At 36.0% G+C, this 20,440-nt stretch carries 23 protein-coding genes; 13 read left to right on the top strand and 10 right to left on the bottom strand.

Annotated elements, in window-relative coordinates:
• Nucleotides 1-102: 102 nt before the first annotated feature.
• Entirely contained in the window at nucleotides 103-948 is an 846-nt protein-coding gene (locus tag ACQKOG_RS22000; protein ID WP_370082496.1) for an oxidoreductase, read from the bottom strand.
• A 262-nt stretch (nucleotides 949-1,210) separates the two neighbouring features.
• Between ACQKOG_RS22000 and ACQKOG_RS21995 the strand changes: the two genes are divergently transcribed.
• The 5 genes from ACQKOG_RS21995 to ACQKOG_RS21975 all read left to right on the top strand — a co-directional run bounded on the left by ACQKOG_RS21995 (nucleotide 1,211) and on the right by ACQKOG_RS21975 (nucleotide 5,762).
• Nucleotides 1,211-2,257: a PseG/SpsG family protein gene (locus tag ACQKOG_RS21995; RefSeq protein ID WP_427448262.1), complete on the top strand. Its 1,047-nt coding sequence runs from the start codon at nucleotides 1,211-1,213 to the stop codon at nucleotides 2,255-2,257.
• A gap of 180 nt (nucleotides 2,258-2,437) precedes the next feature.
• A complete protein-coding gene (locus tag ACQKOG_RS21990; RefSeq protein ID WP_285397488.1) occupies nucleotides 2,438-2,623 on the top strand; it encodes an SE1832 family protein in 186 nt (61 codons plus the stop codon).
• A 54-nt stretch (nucleotides 2,624-2,677) separates the two neighbouring features.
• Entirely contained in the window at nucleotides 2,678-4,243 is a 1,566-nt protein-coding gene (locus ACQKOG_RS21985) for an ABC-F family ATP-binding cassette domain-containing protein (protein WP_427448261.1), read from the top strand.
• 647 nt (nucleotides 4,244-4,890) lie between these two features.
• Nucleotides 4,891-5,295, top strand: a complete 405-nt coding sequence (gene spx, locus ACQKOG_RS21980; RefSeq protein WP_053484570.1) for a transcriptional regulator Spx — start codon at nucleotides 4,891-4,893, stop codon at nucleotides 5,293-5,295.
• A gap of 23 nt (nucleotides 5,296-5,318) precedes the next feature.
• Nucleotides 5,319-5,762 (top strand): MarR family winged helix-turn-helix transcriptional regulator, encoded by a 444-nt coding sequence (locus ACQKOG_RS21975; protein ID WP_402870830.1) that lies wholly within the window; start codon nucleotides 5,319-5,321, stop codon nucleotides 5,760-5,762.
• 659 nt (nucleotides 5,763-6,421) lie between these two features.
• On the opposite strand, the gene ACQKOG_RS21970 is transcribed toward ACQKOG_RS21975, so the two are convergent.
• The 3 genes from ACQKOG_RS21970 to ACQKOG_RS21960 all read right to left on the bottom strand — a co-directional run bounded on the left by ACQKOG_RS21970 (nucleotide 6,422) and on the right by ACQKOG_RS21960 (nucleotide 8,736).
• On the bottom strand, nucleotides 6,422-6,655 hold the full coding sequence (locus ACQKOG_RS21970; RefSeq protein WP_427448260.1) for a hypothetical protein: 234 nt from the start codon (nucleotides 6,653-6,655) through the stop codon (nucleotides 6,422-6,424).
• 135 nt (nucleotides 6,656-6,790) lie between these two features.
• Nucleotides 6,791-7,339, bottom strand: coding sequence for an RNA polymerase sigma factor (locus ACQKOG_RS21965; protein ID WP_132360114.1), 549 nt, complete (start codon nucleotides 7,337-7,339; stop codon nucleotides 6,791-6,793).
• Between the two features lie 275 nt (nucleotides 7,340-7,614).
• Nucleotides 7,615-8,736, bottom strand: a complete 1,122-nt coding sequence (locus ACQKOG_RS21960; protein WP_402870839.1) for a LuxR C-terminal-related transcriptional regulator — start codon at nucleotides 8,734-8,736, stop codon at nucleotides 7,615-7,617.
• Nucleotides 8,737-8,880: 144 nt separating this feature from the next.
• Here ACQKOG_RS21960 and ACQKOG_RS21955 point away from each other — a divergent pair, with 144 nt between their 5' ends.
• Nucleotides 8,881-9,624: an SDR family NAD(P)-dependent oxidoreductase gene (locus ACQKOG_RS21955; RefSeq protein WP_370082511.1), complete on the top strand. Its 744-nt coding sequence runs from the start codon at nucleotides 8,881-8,883 to the stop codon at nucleotides 9,622-9,624.
• A gap of 230 nt (nucleotides 9,625-9,854) precedes the next feature.
• Nucleotides 9,855-10,724: a DMT family transporter gene (locus tag ACQKOG_RS21950; RefSeq protein WP_427448259.1), complete on the top strand. Its 870-nt coding sequence runs from the start codon at nucleotides 9,855-9,857 to the stop codon at nucleotides 10,722-10,724.
• Between the two features lie 80 nt (nucleotides 10,725-10,804).
• Here the strand turns inward: ACQKOG_RS21950 and ACQKOG_RS21945 are convergent, their stop codons facing one another.
• From ACQKOG_RS21945 to ACQKOG_RS21935, 3 genes are all read right to left on the bottom strand, one after another.
• On the bottom strand, nucleotides 10,805-13,051 hold the full coding sequence (locus ACQKOG_RS21945) for an ATP-binding cassette domain-containing protein (protein WP_427448258.1): 2,247 nt from the start codon (nucleotides 13,049-13,051) through the stop codon (nucleotides 10,805-10,807).
• Nucleotides 13,044-13,475 carry a MarR family winged helix-turn-helix transcriptional regulator gene (locus tag ACQKOG_RS21940; RefSeq protein WP_370082516.1) on the bottom strand — a complete coding sequence of 144 codons (432 nt, stop codon included), beginning with the start codon at nucleotides 13,473-13,475 and terminating at the stop codon, nucleotides 13,044-13,046. Before ACQKOG_RS21940 ends, ACQKOG_RS21945 begins: the two co-directional genes overlap by 8 nt.
• 326 nt (nucleotides 13,476-13,801) lie before the next feature.
• On the bottom strand, nucleotides 13,802-14,227 hold the full coding sequence (locus ACQKOG_RS21935; RefSeq protein WP_370082517.1) for a hypothetical protein: 426 nt from the start codon (nucleotides 14,225-14,227) through the stop codon (nucleotides 13,802-13,804).
• A 297-nt stretch (nucleotides 14,228-14,524) separates the two neighbouring features.
• On the opposite strand from ACQKOG_RS21935, the gene ACQKOG_RS21930 reads away from it, so the two are divergent.
• The 4 genes from ACQKOG_RS21930 to ACQKOG_RS21915 all read left to right on the top strand — a co-directional run bounded on the left by ACQKOG_RS21930 (nucleotide 14,525) and on the right by ACQKOG_RS21915 (nucleotide 17,149).
• A complete protein-coding gene (locus tag ACQKOG_RS21930; protein WP_370082518.1) occupies nucleotides 14,525-14,896 on the top strand; it encodes a hypothetical protein in 372 nt (123 codons plus the stop codon).
• A 140-nt stretch (nucleotides 14,897-15,036) separates the two neighbouring features.
• On the top strand, nucleotides 15,037-15,369 hold the full coding sequence (locus ACQKOG_RS21925; RefSeq protein WP_370082519.1) for a helix-turn-helix domain-containing protein: 333 nt from the start codon (nucleotides 15,037-15,039) through the stop codon (nucleotides 15,367-15,369).
• A gap of 319 nt (nucleotides 15,370-15,688) precedes the next feature.
• On the top strand, nucleotides 15,689-16,486 hold the full coding sequence (locus tag ACQKOG_RS21920) for a MerR family transcriptional regulator (protein ID WP_370082520.1): 798 nt from the start codon (nucleotides 15,689-15,691) through the stop codon (nucleotides 16,484-16,486).
• 18 nt (nucleotides 16,487-16,504) lie between these two features.
• On the top strand, nucleotides 16,505-17,149 hold the full coding sequence (locus ACQKOG_RS21915; RefSeq protein ID WP_402870844.1) for a methyltransferase family protein: 645 nt from the start codon (nucleotides 16,505-16,507) through the stop codon (nucleotides 17,147-17,149).
• A gap of 321 nt (nucleotides 17,150-17,470) precedes the next feature.
• Here the strand turns inward: ACQKOG_RS21915 and ACQKOG_RS21910 are convergent, their stop codons facing one another.
• The 3 genes from ACQKOG_RS21910 to ACQKOG_RS21900 form a co-directional block, all read right to left on the bottom strand.
• Nucleotides 17,471-18,016 carry an NADPH-dependent FMN reductase gene (locus ACQKOG_RS21910; RefSeq protein ID WP_427448256.1) on the bottom strand — a complete coding sequence of 182 codons (546 nt, stop codon included), beginning with the start codon at nucleotides 18,014-18,016 and terminating at the stop codon, nucleotides 17,471-17,473.
• 190 nt (nucleotides 18,017-18,206) lie between these two features.
• Complete coding sequence (locus ACQKOG_RS21905; RefSeq protein WP_427448280.1) at nucleotides 18,207-18,311, bottom strand: hypothetical protein; 105 nt, start codon at nucleotides 18,309-18,311, stop codon at nucleotides 18,207-18,209.
• Nucleotides 18,312-18,621: 310 nt separating this feature from the next.
• Nucleotides 18,622-19,068, bottom strand: coding sequence for a MarR family winged helix-turn-helix transcriptional regulator (locus ACQKOG_RS21900; RefSeq protein ID WP_370082526.1), 447 nt, complete (start codon nucleotides 19,066-19,068; stop codon nucleotides 18,622-18,624).
• A 149-nt stretch (nucleotides 19,069-19,217) separates the two neighbouring features.
• Here ACQKOG_RS21900 and ACQKOG_RS21895 point away from each other — a divergent pair, with 149 nt between their 5' ends.
• Nucleotides 19,218-19,622: an Ohr family peroxiredoxin gene (locus ACQKOG_RS21895; protein ID WP_049667871.1), complete on the top strand. Its 405-nt coding sequence runs from the start codon at nucleotides 19,218-19,220 to the stop codon at nucleotides 19,620-19,622.
• 28 nt (nucleotides 19,623-19,650) lie between these two features.
• Nucleotides 19,651-20,277, top strand: coding sequence for a nitroreductase family protein (locus ACQKOG_RS21890; protein ID WP_370082528.1), 627 nt, complete (start codon nucleotides 19,651-19,653; stop codon nucleotides 20,275-20,277).
• The last annotated feature ends 163 nt before the right edge of the window (nucleotides 20,278-20,440 follow it).

Genomic DNA, 20,440 nt, shown 5'->3' with positions numbered 1-20,440 from the left:
ATCGGACGTCCCCTGGAAGCTTTGCTCTGTGCGAAAGCGTAGCGACAGCAACAAAGCGCCCAATCGAAACGGAAATCAACTCCACGTTACGGTGATGAACCTTTATTTATCCTGACGACGTTGGAATTTTACTTCTTTATCAACAACGGTTTCCTCTATTTTATATTTATCTCGATTAATCACGACTTCACGATTTACTTTATCGCCTTCATCGTTAGAACTCGATAATTTGCGATTATCCCAATTAAATAAATTCTCCCTTGAAACATCCTCACCCTGCGTTTCAGGGAAATCTAGCTTAGCCAATTCCTGAGATGGATAAATTGTAACCGGCTGTTTATTGCCATACAGCGCAATAACGATCATCGCCTTCGCAACCTGGGAAGCTTCTATAGCTCTTGAACGCTTTAATGGCCCAACTAATAACGGCTTTACTAGCTTTAAAGCTTTCTCTCCCGCCTTTTCACCTAAGCGAAATTCCTCTCTATCGCCAACCAATAAAGATGGGCGAATAATTGAAAGTCTCTGTAAACCTAGCTCTATAAGGTCATGTTCAAGCTTTCCTTTTACTCGATTATAGTAAAATGATGAACTTTCATTTGCCCCCATTGCTGTAATGACTAGCATATGTGGGATTCCTCGATTTTTCGCTAATGAGGCAATTGTTAGCGGATATTCAAAATCAACTTTCTCAAATTCCTCACGTGATCCTGCCTTTTTAATCGTTGTTCCTAAACAACAATAAAGCTCATGTGCAAATTCGATATCTTTTTCCTCTAAAGTATCAAAATTACGAATTTTTACTTCTAGCTTCGGATGCGTAAATGCTAGCGCTCTTCGTGCAATAACCGTAACTGAAACATATTCATCGTTTTCACATAATTGTTCTACAAGAGAGGTACCTGTTAATCCAGTAGCCCCTACAACAATCGCTGCGCGCATTCCCATTGGTTGTACCCCCTTCTATGTTCATATGTCCCAGAAGTCACTCTGCCGGAACAATAGTTTTGCTGAAAAACTGCAACAATCCTATGTATCTTCTTGCAAACTCTACTTTATTTATCGGTCAAAGAAAGAGCTCTTACTCATTTAATTTTATGTTTTTATCAATTATGCCTCGGTCAAAATGATTTAATAATCCTAATTTTTTACACATACTTGCCCTTCATCCACCATAGTTTAAATAGACGGATGAAAGGATGGGATACATTTGCAAAACGAAATTCAAACAACGGAACTAAAAAAGACGATTGTTTTCATTATTGAAAGCTGTATCGATAAAGGGCTGTATCCTTTTGAACGGGTTGCCACGCTGGCCAAGCTACTTACAAATGAAAAAGTTTTCATATTTGTAAAGACCCCTTCAAATGATGGGATTCAAATTTTAATGAATGAAAATCTCTCGCCAATCTTATTTGAACATTTCGATGAGCTACCAAAGCAAATGAAAGGTATTCAGCCTGATTTAATTGTAAGGGATGGTCGTAACTCTGAAAGCTGGCAAGTACAAAATTTACGACCATTCTGCAAAACAATCATTCATTTTGATGATTTGGGTGAAGGTGGCCAAGCCTGTGACTGTGTATTGCTAGCACTCTATCAAGAAGTTAAAGATTATTTACCATCTCATTATATTGGTGGTAGTTTCAACTTCGCATTACCACAAGCTTTTCAGAATTTTGATGATCGACCAGACAGTAAAATACCTGAAAACCCACCTCATATTGTTGTTGCTTTTGAGGATGGGGACGAGCATAACTTAACCTACCGTACTCTTCGACACTTAACGCAGCTACAAATTCCACTACAAATTACAGTGATGATTGATGCTAGCTATCGACACGCAACCGATGATCTGCAAATGATGGTGCTTAGTCGTCGTAATACTGCCATTCTTCGTGATAAAAACGCACTCCTTAAACTATTACCAAAAGCAGATGTTATTATTTGCAACGCTAACTATACACCTTATAAAATCGCCTCTTATGGTGTACCTTGTATTACTCTTGCACAAACTGAGGCTGAGCTATTACATGCCTTCCCTCGCGAACAGAACGGCTTTATTCACCTTGGACTAGGTCGCAAAATGAAGCAATCACAAATTCAAAACGCTGTCATGGAATTTTTATTACATGAGGCCCGAAGCGAACGAGCTGTTAAAAAACAACGACAGCTCAATCTAGCAAGTAACAATGAAGCACTACAGTCATTACTTTTAGATTTCGCTTACGATCGACACAATATCGCTTCTACTTAGTGATTCTTTGCAGGTGGATATGATACAATATAGTAGAAATTTCACTTTCATTTTAAGAAGTGAATTCAAGCAACATAAGTACCCGATTGATAGTAACTAATAAGCGGTGGGGGATATAAAAACCTCCATCGCTTTTACACGCTTTCGTTATACAAATAAACACATAAAGGAGCAATCATCATGCCATCAAAAAGTGATATTGAATATCAAATTAAAGAACTTAAAATGGATTATATGAATTTACAAGGCGACATCGAAAAGCTTGAATCTACAGGTCATAATGATCAAGTAGCAAAAGCAGAGCAACGCCTTGCAAATATGGAAGCAACGCTAGCGGAATTAAATAAACAATTAGCAGAACTATAAAAATGATATTAGCGGTTATAAAAAAAGCTTAGCCGCTATCTCGGAGGAACATATATGGCAATATTAACAGTTGAAAATTTAGGTCATTCATTCGGTGACCGCACGCTTTTTAAAGATGTCTCTTTTCGTCTAGTTGAAGGTGATCATATTGGTCTTGTAGGTGCAAACGGTGTTGGTAAGTCAACATTAATGGGCATCATTACGGGCCAAGCAATCCACGATACTGGTAAAGTTGAATGGCTTCCAGGAACGCATTATGGCTATTTAGATCAGCACACTGTATTGACAGCTGGTCGAACTATGCGTGATGCATTACGTGACGCCTTTCTCCCTTTATATAAGAAAGAAGAAGAGCTTAATGAAATTACAGGAAAAATGGCTGAAGCAACACCTGAAGAATTAGAAGTTTTACTAGAGCAAATGGCTGAGGCGCAAGATGCTCTGGATGCAGGTGATTTCTATTCGCTTGATATGAAAATTGATGAGGTTGCACGAGGTCTTGGTCTTGATGCAATCGGCTTAGACCGTGATGTCGCTGCTCTTTCCGGTGGTCAACGTACAAAGGTTTTACTAGCTAAGCTATTACTTGAAAAACCAAAAGTATTATTACTAGATGAGCCGACAAACTATCTTGATGAAGAGCATATTACATGGTTGAAAAACTATTTAAAGAACTATCCACACGCTTTCTTACTAATTTCGCATGATACAGAGTTTATGAATGAAACGGTGGATGTTATCTTCCAACTAGAGTTTTCAAAATTGACTCGCTATACTGCGACATATGAAAAGTTTTTAGAGCTTGCTGAAATCAATAAACGCCAGCACATCGATGCTTATGAAAAACAACAGGAATTCATTAAAAAACAAGAAGATTTTATTGCGAAAAATAAAGCTCGCTACTCAACTACTGGTCGTGCAAAATCTCGCTCCAAGCAGCTTGACCGCTTAGAGCGTATCGACCGTCCTGAAACAGCTGTAAAGCCTGAATTCGGCTTTAAAGAGGCACGTTCTTCTGGTCGTTATGTAGTAGAGGCTGAAAACTTAGTCATTGGATACGACAAGGAAAAGCCATTACTTCTTCCACTTACATTCGCTATTGAACGTGGAGAAAAAATTGCTCTAGTCGGTATGAATGGTGTCGGTAAATCAACATTATTAAAAACGATGTTAGGCAAAATAAATCCGCTAGATGGAAAAGTGATTCGTGGTGACTATCTTTACCCATCTTACTTCGAACAAGAAGTAAAAGCTGAAAAAATTACACCTATTGATGATGTGTGGAATGCCTTCCCTTCTATGGAGCAAGCACAAGTACGTGCAGCATTAGCACGCGCAGGACTAAAAACGGATCATATTACTCGCCCACTTAATTCTTTATCTGGTGGTGAGCAAGCAAAGGTACGTTTATGTAAGCTCATGATGGATGAAGCAAACTGGCTTCTATTTGACGAACCGACAAACCACTTGGATGTCGATGCAAAAGATGAGCTAAAGCGTGCCATGAAAGAATTTAAAGGCACAATCGTACTAGTAAGCCATGAACCTGATTTCTATGAAGGTTTAGCGACAAAGGTTTGGGATGTCCAAGACTGGTTTACTTCAGGACAACAAAACTAGAAATATTATCAATATGGGCAGTTACCGGCGTGATTCATGGATCACTCGGGACTGCCCTCTTTTTTGTTTTGTGCCTCGATTGTGGGTAGTATCAATTTGACGGTGGCTTTGAGCTACATGAGTGGTTTTTTGGTCTACCTGAGCAGTTCCTTGGTCTACCTGAGCAGTTTCTTGGCCGACCCGATCAGTTTCTTCGTCTACCCGATCAGTTTTTTGGCCTACCTGAGCAGTTCCCCTACTATCCAAGCTATTGAAAACAGCCCTCTTCCCGGCCCCAAAATAAAAAATTTATTTATCTATGCATAAAAGCCAGCATAAAATCATATTAATAATCAGTGGATTAACAATATATCTATCTCCTTTAAATCAGACTATTTCTCTCTATATTAGAACAGCTCTCTTTATACTATGAACTTCTATTATTAATATTGAGTAAACTTACATCATTGTAAGCTGAATTTGCGAAACTTTTCGCTCTTTTACGCGTATATTTTAGTGTAGTAGAAAAAATTCATTTCTGTTTAAAATTTTTCAAATAACTATTGATTTATATATAGCTTACTAGTAAGATATATGTATAACCTAATTAACTTACTAATAAGATATATATTAAATATAATCCTAAAAAAGAAAGCGGGGAATGAAGAATGACAGTTACAATTTATTCACAAGCGAGCTGTTCTTCATCCAGAAAAGCATTAAAATGGTTAAAAGATCACAAAATCGAATATAAAGAAAAACGTATTACTTCACATCCACTAACACTTGCTGAATTTAAAGAAATTTTAAGCATGACAGAAGATGGAACAGACGAAATCATTGCAACTAACTCAAATGATTTTAAAAATTTAAATGTTGATATTGATCAGCTCTCTATTCAAGAGTTGTTTGCCATCATCCAAGCTCACCCAAGAATGTTACGAAGCCCAATCTTAATTGATGAAAAACGTATTCAAGTTGGGTACAATGAGATGGACATTCGCCGTTTTATTCCACGCAGAGTACGTGCTTATGAGTTAAACGCGATGACAAGATTGGCACAAGAAAGTTAAAACAGTTTTGGAGTTGACCTTATATGGATCAAGAAAAAGAAAGAGCCATTACCTCGTTGTTTGAAGTAGTATCTTCCATTGAGCGTAAGTGGGCAAACGAGTGGAATAATCATAATGTACTCGGCTTTTCAAAATCCCATATTTTAATTTTAGACTACTTATCGCAGGAGGGACCAAAGCGCCCTTCTGCCATTGCTGATCGGTTAAAAGTGACGACAGGTGGTGTCACTGTTTTAACAAGTAAGCTCATTAATGCTGGCTTTATTGAAAAAACACAGCATGCAACAGATCGCCGAGCATCCCAATTGAAAATTACAGTTGATGGCGAAAATATTTTAGAAGATTCCCGTCAGCAAGTTAGCGCAATTATACAAAATATGTTTGGTATGCTGTCAGCTGATGAGGTACAAACATTACGAGATATTTTTGCAAAATTACTCAACGTTGAACCTAATCGACATGAGTAAACGCTTCATTTTCACACCGTAAAAAGTTAGATATGAATCTAACTTTTTGCGGTGTTTTTCTTTTTGGGCGAGTTTACGGTAACTTCCCCACCCCAATCGCTTCTATCAGCGATTTCCGATGCTTTATCAGCGATTCTGAACCTTTTATCAGCGATGTTTGGGGTTTTATCAGCGATTCTTGCTCTTTTATCAGCGATGTTCACCGGTGTTGACGGAAATAACTGCAGAGTGATGGATAGAACAGGCAAAGTGACTTGACTAAAGTCACTTTGTCTAGCGGTGGGATTTCGAGGTTTAGCAGAGTTCCTTGCTTGTTAGCGGCGCAACTCTTTGCTTTAGCGGCGTTCTTTGCTTGGTTTGCGGCGCAACTCTTTGCTTTAGCGGCGCTCCTCCTTTGGTTAGCGGCGCAATTCACAGTTTTAGCGGCGAATCCCAGTATAAGCTGGGAAATTTAGCAAAACTAAAGTCAGGGTTGAAAAACTTTGTATAGAATTTTACACAATATTAAGGGTTTGACTCGGTTTACCGGCGATTCTTGCTCTTCTATCAGCGATGTTCGGGTTTTATCAGCGTTTCTGCCCTTTTACCAACGATGTTCGATGCTTTATCAGCGATCCTAGCTTTTTTATCAGCGATGTTCGGGGTTTTATCAGCGATTCTTACTCTTCTATCAGCGATGTTCGAAGTTTTATCAGCGATTCTTGCTTTTTTACCAGCGATGTTCGGGGTTTTATCAGCGATTCTAGCTTTTTTACCAGCGATGTTCGGGGTTTTATCAGCGTTTCTTGCTCTTCTACCAGCGATGTTCGAGATTTATCAGCGATTCTTACTCTTCTACCAGCGATGTTCGGGGTTTTATCAGCAATTCCACCCCTTTTATCAGCAATGTTCATCCTCATCCTCCCTTGCTATAAAAATCCACACAAAAAAGATGCATCGCAAAATAATTTTGCGATGCATCTTTTCTTGGATTGGCCGAGCGAATACTTCCGACTAAGTAATTATGCTAGTGCGACCAATGCATTTAATTATGCTGGCAGCACAGACTCTACTATGGATGCATCGGCCATTAGCATTTCTTTTAAACGAGCTTTTGCTCGGAATAAGCGCGATTTCACAGTACCAATTGAAACTTTCATAATTGATGAGATTTCTGCAAGTGAAAATTGGTCTATGTAGAAATACCATAATGTTTTACGATAGATTGTATCTAATTGACCCATTTTATCCTGTACTAATTTAGTAACAATATCTTTTTCAATTTTTTCTTCTGTTGAAATGTCATTGTTGGGAACCAAATCTAATATCGGTACGTCTAATGTTTCAGGTTGGTTCATCATGTATTTACTACGTCGTGTCTTTTTACGATAGCGATCTCTAAATGTATTCATTGTAATTGTTGTTAGCCAAGCTTTAATATGCTCCACCTCGGCAACGCTATCTTCATAGCGCACAACTTTTACCCATACTTCTTGCATTAAATCTTCAGCTTCTACATTATTGCGAGTAAGTTTTAAACATAAGTGGTATATGTAACGATTGTATTCTTCATATACGCCTTCTAATTTTTCATTCATTGTGTATTCCTCCGCTTCTTGTTCTTGCTTCTATACACATTCTCGCAAAATAATGTATTACACTCTATCGTATTGGCTTTCAATTACATTACAATCGTGTAAGCTTAATTGCTTTCACTTGTAATATTCGTAAATAATGTTTTATTACTATATTTATTATTCGGAGAAAAGCTTTATAACACGCCCCTACTCCTTCTTTTTTATTGTATATTCAATAGTATTCCCTTAAATTTTTTAACGCAAAATAATTCGGATTTTTCATACATTTTAAACACTTAATACAACAGTCCCATTCGAAAAGCAGAAGCGACAACTTGAGTACGGTTTTTTGCTTTTAGCTTTGTCATTAAACTACTGACATAATCTCTTACTGTGTGCTCGCTTAAAAACAGGAAGCTACCTATTTTTTTATTGTCATACCCTTCTGCTAATAAACCCAAAATCATTGCTTCCCGTTCAGTTAAGTGAAGCTCTGAGGATTTCTCCGCTTTTTCACCTTTTCTTGATAAAAATAACCCTAAGCGTTGCCCAACTTGTTCAAGTAACTGTAATTCATCTTTAGTGCAATCAAATTCTTCACCTAGCTGATCAAATGTCAGCCACCCAAACAATTGATCTTCATGAATAATCGGTATAAAAATCACAGAGGACAAATCAAATAATTTTATATGCGCTTCTTTTACATAATTTTTAGGGTTTCTTAAATAAATAGGTTTCTTGGAACCAAAAACTAAATGTTGTGCAGTGAGCTGCCCCTTCATGCTCTGTACTTTTGAAAGCTCCGCCCCAATGACCCCGTAGAATTGATTTGACCATGGGGCATATGCATAAAAGACGCATCTTTTATATCGAAAATACTCTTCACATTTTTTTAATATATAGGCTAAATCTTGATATCCCGAGCAACGAATTAATAGCTTATTAAATTGATCTAGGAATAGAAGGTTTTTCAGTTCCAAACTTTCATGTGATTTGGAATTTGTCTTATACTCTTCCTCATACTTGTTATAACTTTGAACAAGATAAGTAAACATCGATAGTAAAAACATTAATATTACGTTCATTCGGCTATGTTTCTGTTGAATCATAAAGGTAATCAAGGACTTCTCAAAAATTAATTGAAACAGGTTAAAGCTTCTCATATCTATAATGGATAATTGTGATTGAAGCCACGTATCTAAATAATCACCATATGCTTCATTTATATCTTCAATATCGATATGAGTTAACAGAAGAATAAACGAATCCAACAGCATCGTAGTCCTTTTTCGTTCCGACTCAGAAATAGAAGGCTCTAGATTAAGATAGATATTTATATTTTCTTCTAGCTGTTTGCTATAGATTTTAATAAACAAGACGAATTCTTGGAATGTAACTTCTTCATTTGAATGGGTCATATAAATCCTGCTCCTTCACAATTAATTACCCTATAAATGGACGATATAAACTCAATATTATACAGCATCTTATAGGATAGTATTTCAGAATCAAACGAGTATGATGTAAATATACCAACAGCAAAATAAAAGGCGGGATAAAAAATGAAATTAAAAGATAAAGTAGCAATCGTAACAGGTGGCGCAAGTGGCATTGGCGAAGCGACTGTTCGCCTATTTGTTGAAGAAGGAGCAAAAGTAGTTATTGCAGATTTTTCTGATCGTGGACAAAGCGTTTCAGAAGAATTAAATAGTAATGGATATGATACTCTTTTCGTCAAAACAGACGTAACAAAAGAAGAGGATATCAAAAACATGATTAATGAAACGGTTAATAAATACGGTAAGCTAAATATTATGTATGCAAACGCTGGCGTAGCTGATGATGCTCCAGCACATGAATTATCCTACGAAAAATGGAAAAGAACGATTGATATTAATTTATCGGGTGTATTTCTTTCTGATAAATATGCAATTGAACAATTTCTTAAACAAGGTACAGGCGGTGTTATCGTTAACGCTGGTTCCATTCATAGTTTTGTTTCCTTACCAGCTCCAACAGCCTACTCCTCTGCAAAAGGTGGCGTAAAACTGTTAACACAAAACTTATGTACTACTTATGCAAAAGAAGGCATACGTGTTAATGCCGTATGTCCGGGATACATCGAAACTCCCCTACTCTCTGAAGTAGATGCTCAACAGAAAGAATATTTAGCTTCACTTCATCCACAAGGCAGACTAGGAAAACCAGAGGAAATAGCAAAAGCCGTGCTATTTTTAGCAAGCGATGATGCAAGCTTTGTCAATGGTACTACCCTACTTGTTGATGGCGGCTATACAGCTCAATAATCTATTACATGGTCTGAATTCGGTACATTTTACCGGGCTCAGATCATTTTTTTCTCTCAAATTCAAAAAAATGTTATATGATAAATGAAATACTATAAAAGGAGCTGGTTATATTATGATCTTTTCACCATTATTTGAACACGATGTACCTGAAGTTATTCTCCCTTAACGGAGAATCTTCATATCTCCGTTAAGGACAGGTATTGTCTAGAGATAACGGAGGGGAAAAAATGAAAAATACCTTATTAGGTTCCTTATATTTATCACTTGCTGCTAGCATTTGGGGCGGCATGTATGTAGTAGTAAAGGTAGTTGTCGATACCGTACCACCTTTAGAATTAGTATGGCTACGCTATATGATTGCAATAATTTCTTTGATCATCATTGGCATTATTACAAAACAATCGTGGCGAATTGATAAACGAGACTGGCTGTTAATCTTTATGATTGGGCTAATTGGAAATACGATTTCTATCGTTGCCCAAGAGATGGGTACTATGCTGTCTACTGCTCAAATGGGCGCCATCATTACAGCAACGACACCGGCATTTATGGTTGTTTTTGCGAGATTCATTTTAAAAGAAAAAATCACTTTAAAAAAAGCTGTTTCTATTATTCTAGCGACATTTGGGGTCTATATGATCGTAGGAAGTGCACATATCGATTCCTCACATCAATTAGGTGGGGTTGCTTTACTAATCGCTGCCCTAACCTGGTCACTGATGTCCGTCCTTATTAAACGGGTACCGGAGCAGTATTCACAAATCGTTGTCACTAGCTACGGAACACTTGTCGCTATCATTGTTTTAACACCTTTAGCCATTCCACGATTAAAAAATTTAGACTTCCATGCTATGGTAGAACCATCAATCTGGGGCGGCCTACTCTACTTAGGCGTTATCTCTACAGCGTGTGGTTTCTTACTGTGGAATCGTGGATTACAGATGCTGAACGCCGCAAGTGGTGGTTTATTTTTCTTCTTTCAACCAATCGTCGGCACCTTCCTAGGATGGCTATTACTAGGCGAACAAATCGGCCTATCCTTTTGGGCTGGAACTGCATTAATCTTTAGCGGTGTACTATTAGTTATTCGAGAATAAACATTAAAAGCTGAATGATCTCTCTCATTCAGCTTCTCTTATGTTGCAGAAGACCACTCTACTTTAGTTCATAGAATAGTTTATTTCACATAACGCCGTAAGTGTTTTGCTGTATATGAGTTTTCTATATCCAATAAGTCGATAGGATAACCTTCAAAAAGAACATTTCCTCCTAAGTTTCCACCCTCTACCCCCATATCGACGATCCATTGTGCTTGGCTCATAATTGGTAAATTATGTTCCAATACAATTAATGTTTTCTTTTTACTTAAAAGTTTTTTAAACAACACTAATAAATTATCAATGTCAGCTTCGTGCAACCCTGTACTTGGCTCGTCCAGCACAATAAGGTCATTACTTGGATCACCCAATATTTTTGCAATTTTTACCCTTTGAAGCTCCCCACCTGAAAAGGTGTCTAAACTTTGACCCAAGTGTATATAACCTAAATTCGCCATAATTAAATTGGACATAATCCTTTGAATACCTTGATCACTAAAAAATTCTTTGGCCTCTAAGGGCGTCAACTGGAGTACATCGTGAATACTCAATCCCTGCCACTTAACTGAGAGTGCTTCGTCGTTATATCTTTTCCCATGGCATTTCTCACAAACCTGATCAACGTCTCCCATATAGGCCAAGTCGAGTGTTACATGACCTTTCCCCTTACAAACAGGACAAGCACCCTTTCCATTGAAGCTAAATAAAGATGCACTTTTATGGGATGCACCAGCAAACAGCTCTCTTATTTTATCGAATACATTTAGATAAGTTAGCAAATTGGATCGATTGCTCCCATGTATAGGGCTTTGATCCAGTACTCTAGTTTTAGGATACTTTTTAGTAAATAAATAACGTATCAATGTACTTTTCCCAGAGCCCGCAACACCTGTCACAACAGTTAAAGCCTGTTTAGGTATTTTGACAGTTGCATCCCGAACATTATAAAGACTGACATGATTAAGTGTATAAAATGATGGAAAAGCAATTTTGTCTGTGGTGACTGTATGTTTTTTTGATAAAGCTTTTCCAGTGAGAGTATCAGAAATTAGGAGATCAGGATAGTTTCCTTCAAACGTTATCCTTCCTCCATTTGCCCCCGCATACTCGCCAATGTTGATGATATAATCAGCAGTTTTAATGATATCTGGATCATGATCAACTAAAACAACTGTGTTTCCTTTTTTCTTCAACCCATAGAAAATTCGATTGATGCCAACAATATTCTCTGGATGAAGTCCAATGCTTGGCTCATCAAAAATGTACAAAACATCTGATAATGAACTAGTCAAATGCTTCGTCATCTTTATTCTTTGAGACTCTCCGCCCGAAAGTGTTGTTATATTTCGGTTAAGGGTGAGATAATTTAGCCCTACTAACTGTAAGCTTTCAAGTTTTCCAATTAAATCTTCAATAATAAGTGATACAGTTGGATTATCGATAGATTGTACAAATGACAATAAATCATCAATAGACATATCCACACAATCTGCTATAGATTTACCTTTTATTTTAGCTGAATGTACTGTTTTATTTACTCTAGTACCCAAGCAATCTGGACAAGTACGAATTTCAAGGATTCTATCTAAATCAGATTGATATTTGGAATCTTCTTTTTCTACGAAACTTTTTTGAATCCTAGGAAGCACTCCGACATATGTAGAAGTCTTTGGCCAACGCTCAGTGGGGTTCTTCGGAGCACTTCCTTCATTGTAAAGTAGAATATTTAACTCTTCTTCTGTATATTGAGAGATATTTTTATCATTATCAAAATTCCCTGTCTCCGTATAGCGTGTTAGCCGCCAACCGCCAGGCTGAAATGTAGGAAAATTAATGGCGCCCTCATTAAGTGATTTGTCAAAATCAATCAATTTATTAACGTTAATCTGTTGCGTCTCTCCAATACCTTTGCAAACCGGACACATCCCATCCGGATTATTGAACGAATATGCCATTGAATAACCAATAAACGGAGTAGCCATTCTAGAAAACAGCAAACGCAGACTTGTATAGATGTCTGTGAATGTACCAACAGTCGAGCGAGCATTTCCTCTGACTTTTTTTTGATCAATGACTATTGAAACTGGCAAATTTTCTATCTTATCAACGACAGGCTTATCAAAATGCGGTAGTAATTGTTGAATATAACTAGAATAGGTCTCGTTTAATAGTCTTTGGGATTCAGCAGCTATAGTATCGAAAACCAAAGACGATTTTCCTGATCCAGATACACCAGTTACAACAGTGATTTTATGCTTTGGAATATCAAGAGAAATATTTTTTAGGTTGTTTGTCTTTGCCCCCTTTATTGAAATAAACTCATTCATGATCCTTCTGCCTTTCATCTTTAAGAGCCTTGGAAAACTTCATTGATAGCTCCGAAAACAACACCAACTCTTCCTCTGAAAATACTCTACCTGCAATTTCGTAAAGTTTGTCATGACCAGCTTCTATGTTTGTTATTAGCGCTTTTCCATCGGCAGTCAACATAGTGAATAACTCTCTTCCATCTTGGACATTTGGTTTTTGCTCCAGATAGCCTAAATGTTTTAGGTCTCTCAAAGATTTAGACAATTTCGTTCTACTTACCCCAAGAATAGTACTTATTTCTGAAGGTAATAATCTTTCTTCCTCTGATAACAGATGCAAAATATCATATTGTATCCAACTTATATCTTGCAAATTCACTTTATTTCTCTCTGCAACCAATTCACACTGCAAATTAACTAGAGTATTTTTTATATTTTCCACCTATTTCACCTCAAACATAGTTTCTATTTAGAAATTATATTTTTTTAGCAATCAATAATCAAGAATATACACTCCACATAATATTCGAACAGTTTCAATGTTAAGGTGATAGCCGAGAAATATCCAAGATACTATGAGGTTGATTTCTGTTACGACTGGGTGCTTTTCTTGGAGGTTAAGTGGGCATACGTTTAAATGTCCTCCTCAACTTTAAATAATGAATCAAGATGGACTCTGCCCCGCTTCATAGAGCATAATAAAAACCACTCAAATACGAGTGGTTGAATAAAACTTATTAAAGTTTGATAAAGATGTGCATTCCTCAATTAGTTTGAGATAAAAGATTCCGAACTTAGGTGCTCACAATATTCCCTTATTAATTTCCATTCATCATTTTGTTCTTTCCTAAATCTCTTAACAAATAATTTCACTACATCTATAAATTTCCCATCCATTTCAAAGGTTACCCAAAACGTTGCAATCACTTCATTTTCAGATGCAGGTGTAATGTGCAATTCTTTAAAGTGCCATTTTGGATCATGACCTTCATAATGTTTATATGCCTCTACCCAACCGTTACAAGTTTCTTCGTATCCCCAATCTGAAATATCAGTACCAGGTCCAACCCACCGTACTACTATATCCGGTGAAATCAACGCATTCATTTCCTTTGCATTGCAACCATTCCATACATTTTGAAAATGATTAAAAAAACTTTGAAAATCTTCGATTAAAGTTGTCGTAGAAGACATTTGAAAACCCCCTCATAAAATATAGTTCACTAAATACATTAACATAAACTAAAGATTTGGAATTTTTTATAAAAACATTCCTGTTTGTAAATTAAATAATATACTTAGATTCTCTTTTTGGCACCTTGCTATCGATAAGGCTCTTTGCATTCTCCCTATATACAAAAATGCTCCTTCACTAAAGTTTTAGTATAAATTTCTTTTAAATAGCCCACATTAAATAGTAGTGAACCACATCTAATAGTAGTATAATCAATTTAGGCTATCCATAAAAAATAAAAAGGATGGTTTTCTAAATTGAATAACAAATCATATACGTCCAAAATTTTTATTCAAACAGAGACATTTTTGACACAGTGGGCAAAAAATTCATTAACTGATGAAGAATTAAGAGAGCTTGAATTTGAAATCGGTAATAACGGTGAATATCACGATTTCGTAGAAGGCACCGGAGGAGTGAAAAAGTTCCGTTTTTCTCCAAGTAGTCAAAATCGCAGTAAAAGTCACGCTTATCGCGTTTATTATTTACCTATGGATCATAGCCACTTTATTTTTTTAATGACAGTTTACGATAAGAAAGTAAAAATAAACCTAACAAAAGCTGAAAGAAATGCAATAAAAACAGTTGTGCAAAGATTAAAAGCAAGCGTAAGGAGTAAAACCCATTAATTCTTTCATGACCTCTAAATATTAAATTTTATAAATATTTCTACCACACTAATGCCCAGATTTTTTGAAGCAGAACCCGTATTAAAAAATGTGGAGAGGAAATTTAATCAATATCCATTTTCTTTAGGGGGTAAGCACTTATGACTAACCAATTTTTTGATGACATGATGAAAAGTATTCAACAAGCGCAAGATTTTATAGAGGGTAAGCCAGGTAGAACAAGATCCCGTGAGATTATTGTAAGAGAGTTACCACAATATAATTCTCAAGCTATTAAAGAATTACGTACTCAATTACAATTAACGCAAAAATTATTTGCTGGTTTAATGGGCGTATCAGTTCGAACAGTGGAATCTTGGGAAAATGGTCAAAATCAACCTAATGGTTCAGCAGTACGCTTGATGGAATTTCTTAAAAATCATCCTCAATTAAAAGAAGAGATCATTAGTGGCGATGATGAAATGTACTTATAATGATAGTCACAACCTCTGAAGTTGATCCAAGAAGTCCTTTTTTACATGACTTTCTGGATCAACTTTTTCCTTTTATCTAAATAAATAATATCCCCATATAAAACTGCACCTTAGATTTCTTATCAACAGTTTGACTAACACCTGTGGAATGTATAACCAACTTGAGGTTTAAATCAAATTCATTGAACTACTCCCACCCTAATGCAGTCTCACAATCAACTTCCGCCAATATTTTATATGACGATAAAAAAATTTAGTTACATTGATATTGACCCTCCCCTTACAGGAAGCATTATATTTAAAACAGGAGGTGATTGTTATGCTTACAATCGGTGAGTTTTCAAAGATCTCACATCTCACATTGAAGACTCTTCGCTACTATGATGAAATTGGACTTTTAAAACCTGCATTCATAGACGCTAAAAACAACTATCGCTATTATAATATTTCTCAATTAGAAACAGCTTTATTGATTGCACGCTTAAAAAGCTATTTATTTTCGTTAGAAGAAATCAAGGTTATTTTAGCTAATTGGGAGGATGCCGAACTTCTTCACTCTAAAATGAAAGCCAAGCAGGAAAATCTGACACAACAGATTACATTTTATTCTTCGTTGTCAAAAAAATTAAAGCTTGATATTCAGCTATTAGAAGAAGAGGAAAATATCATGGGTTATTTAGATCAGATTGAGATTAAACTTGTGGATCACTTAACCTATCATATAATATCTCAACGAAAACAAATAAATACCGCTGATTTTCTAAGACACTTTAATGAGTTGTTTAGTAAAATTTTGTTTGAGAATTTATCACCTATTGCTAAACCACTCGCTATTTTCCATAGTTCAGAATATGAACCTGAAAATTATGATGTAGAAATTGCCATTCCTCTTGCATTGCCCACAAATAAAACAAAAGTATTTAATCCTGGTCTTTGCGCAATGGCTACGCTTATTGGCTCTTACTATGAATTACCTTCTATTCATACAAAGCTGCATGTTTGGATTGCTGAAAATAACTATAAACTGAACGGTGCTCCGTTTGAAATTTATCAAACGGACCCCTATAGCACACCGGAGGAGAGTAATATCATTGAGGTATATTTTCCTATAAAATAAATGAAGGAGCGTCTCACAATGTATGGTATTAACAAGTCAACGATAAAAGAAAAATTCTTGATTTTAGTTGCTGAGATTATCTATTTAATCATTGCCTATTATTTACTTTTCATTACATATGACAAATCAGGCATTTCACTAGGGCTTTTTATTGCATTAATTATTACAGCTATACGATTAACAGCTATGATGTTTATATGGTTGCCTAGGGGGATTGCATGGCAAGAAGCCATCATGAATAGTCTAGCTTTCGGGATTTATTATTTAGGTTTCCCCATTTTAATGATTACTAGTAATCAGGATCCAAACTTAATAGTACTTATTGTAGGCTGGATATTATTTTTAGGTGGCAGTATGTTAAACACGGTTTCAGAATTACTTAGAAAACCTTTTAAAGACAATCCTGAAAACAAAGGTAAACTATATACAGGCGGTTTATTTAAATATGCGATTCATATTAATTATCTCGGAGATTGCCTTTGGGTACTAGGCTTAGCGCTAATCTCTAACAATATTTATAGTTTGCTTATCCCTCTATTTTTATTCTTAGTATTTATTTTTGGCTATATTCCAAAATCTGATGATTACTTACAAAACAAGTACGGAGAACAATTTACATTATATAAACAGAAAACTAAAAAACTAATTCCTTTTATTTGGTAAATAGTAACGAAATTTGAAAACGGAGTATTCAAGATCACCTATTGTAGGGTGATCTTGAACTCGTTAACCAATTACCATTTCAACCAGTTATCTAAAGTAGCATTTCCTAACTCAATGTTGTAATCAGCAAACGCTTGTTGTTTCGGTGTTAATTTCTTTTCCACAAAAGAAAAAGCCTTACTGTGCTAGAAGTAAGACCTTTCTACTGCGGTAAAATATTTAATTGTCGATAGCTAATTTTAGATACCTTGGAAGAGCTACGCCACCATATCGTAAGGTAGAATTGTGCTTTATAGTGCATCCGTGCACTTGTTGATTATGTTATTTATTAATCTCGTTTACTAAACTATTGATAAGGTCAATAAGTGATTGCTTGGTGCTCTCGTCTTTCACTGTGGCATTATCATTAAATTTAGTTCCGACAGCCGGAACTAGCAACGATCCATTTTCAACAATAATCGTATCAATCATGCCTAGAGTAAGTAGTAAAGATTCATGCGCTTTGTCTCCTCCAGTAACTGATGGAGAAGCTGTTATAACAGCTACGGGTTTTTTATAAAGTTCGGCAGACGAAACAAGCCACTCTAAAGAATTTTTCAAAACTCCTGGAACACTTTTTGCATATTCTGGCGTACAGATTATAAGTGCATGTGCTTCAGCTAACGTTTTTCTAAAATTCTCTACAACAGCTGGTGGTTCCGTTCCATCTATATCTGGGTTGAAATGCGGAAGATCTTTTATTCCGTTATAAATAGAATAATCAATACCTTCAGGAATAAAAGCTGCTAAAGCCTTTAATATATTCGTATTAGAAGAACCTTCTCGAATGCTACCTGAAATAGCTATTATTTTTTTATGTTTCTCCATTCTATCACCTCTTGCATAGAATACTTGCACAAATACATAAAAATCAAAAATTTTGAACTATCTTATTGAATAGTAACTTAATCCCGCATTCATCTCACCTATAGAGGTGAGAGACTTCCATACCTGACACTTTGCTTTCGCTTCGTATGTTTAAGATATTATATCCCCTTGTATTGGCTCATTACCATCTTTAAAGGATACGAATGGACTTTCCATATACAATATCCGGGGAATCCATTACCTGAAAATGAATATGAGGTTCTGATGAATTACCAGAGTTTCCGCATTTCCCAATAAGTTGCCCTTCTGTTACGATGTTGATTTTACTAAAATTGCGTTCTTTTTAAAATGTGCAACCATACTAAATTCATTATTAGCATGTTCAATCACGACATAGTTTCCTGCTGCATTACGTTCATCCATTTCAACGCTTCGATTTCTTTTTAACAGTTATATTAATTTGTAGGATATAGCCATGTCTTTGGGGTTTGTGGGCTAGATTGGATATAAAATAAAAAACGCCAACTTGATAGCTGGCGTTAACATTTTGTGGCTGAATCCTATGTGATTGATCCAATAGTTCAGGGAGAGACTCATAAATCATTTTATTTTCCTAGCTTTTCATCTTTGATTGGCAAGTCGTTTAGTAAAATATCTTGAAGGGCGTTTTTCAGCTGCACATACTGCTGCTCTGAAATGTTGGTTTGCTTCATTACTTGACGTGACACTTCAGGTAGCTTTTGGCGTACTTCAATTCCTGCTTTTGTTAAATAGATTTGCATTTGTCGCTCGTCGTCTTTGGAACGCTCACGACGGACGTAGCCTGTTACCTCTAACTTTTTTAATACTGGTGTTAATGTACCAGAGTCTAAAAATAAACGTTGCCCCAATTCCTTCACCGTAATTTGCTCATCGTCCTCTATCGCTAGTATGGCAATATAACCTGTATAAGTTAAATCGTATGGCTTTAATAACATCGTATATTGTCGAATGATTTCCTTTGAAGTCGCATACAAAAGAAAGCATAGTTGATTATCTAAATGATTCGGCATGGGAATCCCCTCTTAAAGTACTTTTGATACTAATATTAAAAATAAAGTTTCTACTTGTCAAACACAATTAAATTGTATACAATCTATTACGCACAATTAAATTGTGCACAATCTAATTTAATTGTGCCACATAAAAGGAGGTTAATCTTATGAAAGAATTATATACAACAACAATGATTAATAACGGTGGCCGTAATGGTAAATCGTATGCAGAGGATCAATCGTTATCATTAAATATTGCACCACCTGGCTCGAAATTAGCGGATGTTACAAACCCAGAACAACTATTTGCAGCAGGTTATAGCGCTTGCTTTAATAGCGCGTTAGATTTAATTAAACGTCAAAAGAAAATTCAAGGGGCATCAACAATTAAAGCAACGGTTAAACTAATGGAGCAAGCTGCATTTGACTACGTGCTTGCTGTTGACATTGAAGGACATATTGAAGGCTTATCGATTGAAGAGGCACAGCAATTATTAGAAATTACACATACCGTTTGTCCATATTCAAAAGCGACAATGGGCAATATCAATGTAACAATTAAAGCGGTTTAATTTATATTTAGTAAAAGAGGGAAATAAAATGACAACAACTAAACCAGTAAAACAAATTATGCACGAGCGTAAATCAGTTCGTAAATACAATGCTAACACAACGATTTCTCGTGAAACGATTATGCAACTGTTAGAAGATGCAACTTCATCCCCATCTTCAAGCAATATGCAGCCATGGCGCTTTATCGTCATCGATGATAAAGAAATCCAAAAGAACATTAATATTTTTTCATTTAATCAAGAACAAATCGAAACAGCATCTGCCATTATCGCTGTCATTGGAGATACAGAAATGTATCTAAATGCAGAGGAAATTTATGCAAAAAATGTTGAGCTAGGCTATATGCCTGAAGAAATTGCAAGTAAGCTTGCCCAGGATTCCCTAGCAATGTATGGTGCGATTCCAAAAGAAGCGCTTCTAAATATTGTTCACTTTGACGCAGGCTTAATTTCAATGCAAATTATGCTATTAGCGAAGGAAATGGGCTATGATACAGTCGCAATGGGAGGCTTCGACAAATCAAAATTTGCTGAATACATGGAGTTACCACCGAACGAAGTACCTATTTTATTACTAGCGATTGGCGAGGCAGCTGGACCAGCTTATGGTTCTTCACGTCTTCCAATTGAGCGCCTTGTACGCTTCAATAAATAATTTATCGGTTGTACGATCGATTTTGGCAATGTCCTTGAATGCATTTGGAGGACATTGCTTTTTTATAAATGACGGATTGTAATATTAAGTGCAACACCTAGAAGTCAATATAAAGGAAGCCCATAACGACCTCGTGTAGAATGTAGTTACCACACAAACATTC

Origin of the sequence: Lysinibacillus sp. NPDC093216 (genome assembly GCF_050280325.1) — a bacterium.
In the GTDB taxonomy this organism is placed as follows: domain Bacteria; phylum Bacillota; class Bacilli; order Bacillales_A; family Planococcaceae; genus Lysinibacillus.
Note: the sequence above shows the minus strand (reverse complement) of the source record. Positions and strands in the feature narration are given on the sequence as shown.

Bases quoted from the DNA above. Each gene is read 5' to 3' on its own strand.
- ACQKOG_RS22000 (WP_370082496.1), bottom strand. From the start codon at position 948: ATGGGAATGCGCGCAGCGATTGTTGTAGGGGCTACTGGATTAACAGGT.
- ACQKOG_RS21990 (WP_285397488.1), top strand. From the start codon at position 2,438: ATGCCATCAAAAAGTGATATTGAATATCAAATTAAAGAACTTAAAATG.
- ACQKOG_RS21985 (WP_427448261.1), top strand. From the start codon at position 2,678: ATGGCAATATTAACAGTTGAAAATTTAGGTCATTCATTCGGTGACCGC.
- spx (WP_053484570.1), top strand. From the start codon at position 4,891: ATGACAGTTACAATTTATTCACAAGCGAGCTGTTCTTCATCCAGAAAA.
- ACQKOG_RS21975 (WP_402870830.1), top strand. From the start codon at position 5,319: ATGGATCAAGAAAAAGAAAGAGCCATTACCTCGTTGTTTGAAGTAGTA.
- ACQKOG_RS21970 (WP_427448260.1), bottom strand. From the start codon at position 6,655: ATGAACATTGCTGATAAAAGGGGTGGAATTGCTGATAAAACCCCGAAC.
- ACQKOG_RS21965 (WP_132360114.1), bottom strand. From the start codon at position 7,339: ATGAATGAAAAATTAGAAGGCGTATATGAAGAATACAATCGTTACATA.
- ACQKOG_RS21960 (WP_402870839.1), bottom strand. From the start codon at position 8,736: ATGACCCATTCAAATGAAGAAGTTACATTCCAAGAATTCGTCTTGTTT.
- ACQKOG_RS21955 (WP_370082511.1), top strand. From the start codon at position 8,881: ATGAAATTAAAAGATAAAGTAGCAATCGTAACAGGTGGCGCAAGTGGC.
- ACQKOG_RS21950 (WP_427448259.1), top strand. From the start codon at position 9,855: ATGAAAAATACCTTATTAGGTTCCTTATATTTATCACTTGCTGCTAGC.
- ACQKOG_RS21945 (WP_427448258.1), bottom strand. From the start codon at position 13,051: ATGAATGAGTTTATTTCAATAAAGGGGGCAAAGACAAACAACCTAAAA.
- ACQKOG_RS21935 (WP_370082517.1), bottom strand. From the start codon at position 14,227: ATGTCTTCTACGACAACTTTAATCGAAGATTTTCAAAGTTTTTTTAAT.
- ACQKOG_RS21925 (WP_370082519.1), top strand. From the start codon at position 15,037: ATGACTAACCAATTTTTTGATGACATGATGAAAAGTATTCAACAAGCG.
- ACQKOG_RS21920 (WP_370082520.1), top strand. From the start codon at position 15,689: ATGCTTACAATCGGTGAGTTTTCAAAGATCTCACATCTCACATTGAAG.
- ACQKOG_RS21915 (WP_402870844.1), top strand. From the start codon at position 16,505: ATGTATGGTATTAACAAGTCAACGATAAAAGAAAAATTCTTGATTTTA.
- ACQKOG_RS21910 (WP_427448256.1), bottom strand. From the start codon at position 18,016: ATGGAGAAACATAAAAAAATAATAGCTATTTCAGGTAGCATTCGAGAA.
- ACQKOG_RS21900 (WP_370082526.1), bottom strand. From the start codon at position 19,068: ATGCCGAATCATTTAGATAATCAACTATGCTTTCTTTTGTATGCGACT.
- ACQKOG_RS21895 (WP_049667871.1), top strand. From the start codon at position 19,218: ATGAAAGAATTATATACAACAACAATGATTAATAACGGTGGCCGTAAT.
- ACQKOG_RS21890 (WP_370082528.1), top strand. From the start codon at position 19,651: ATGACAACAACTAAACCAGTAAAACAAATTATGCACGAGCGTAAATCA.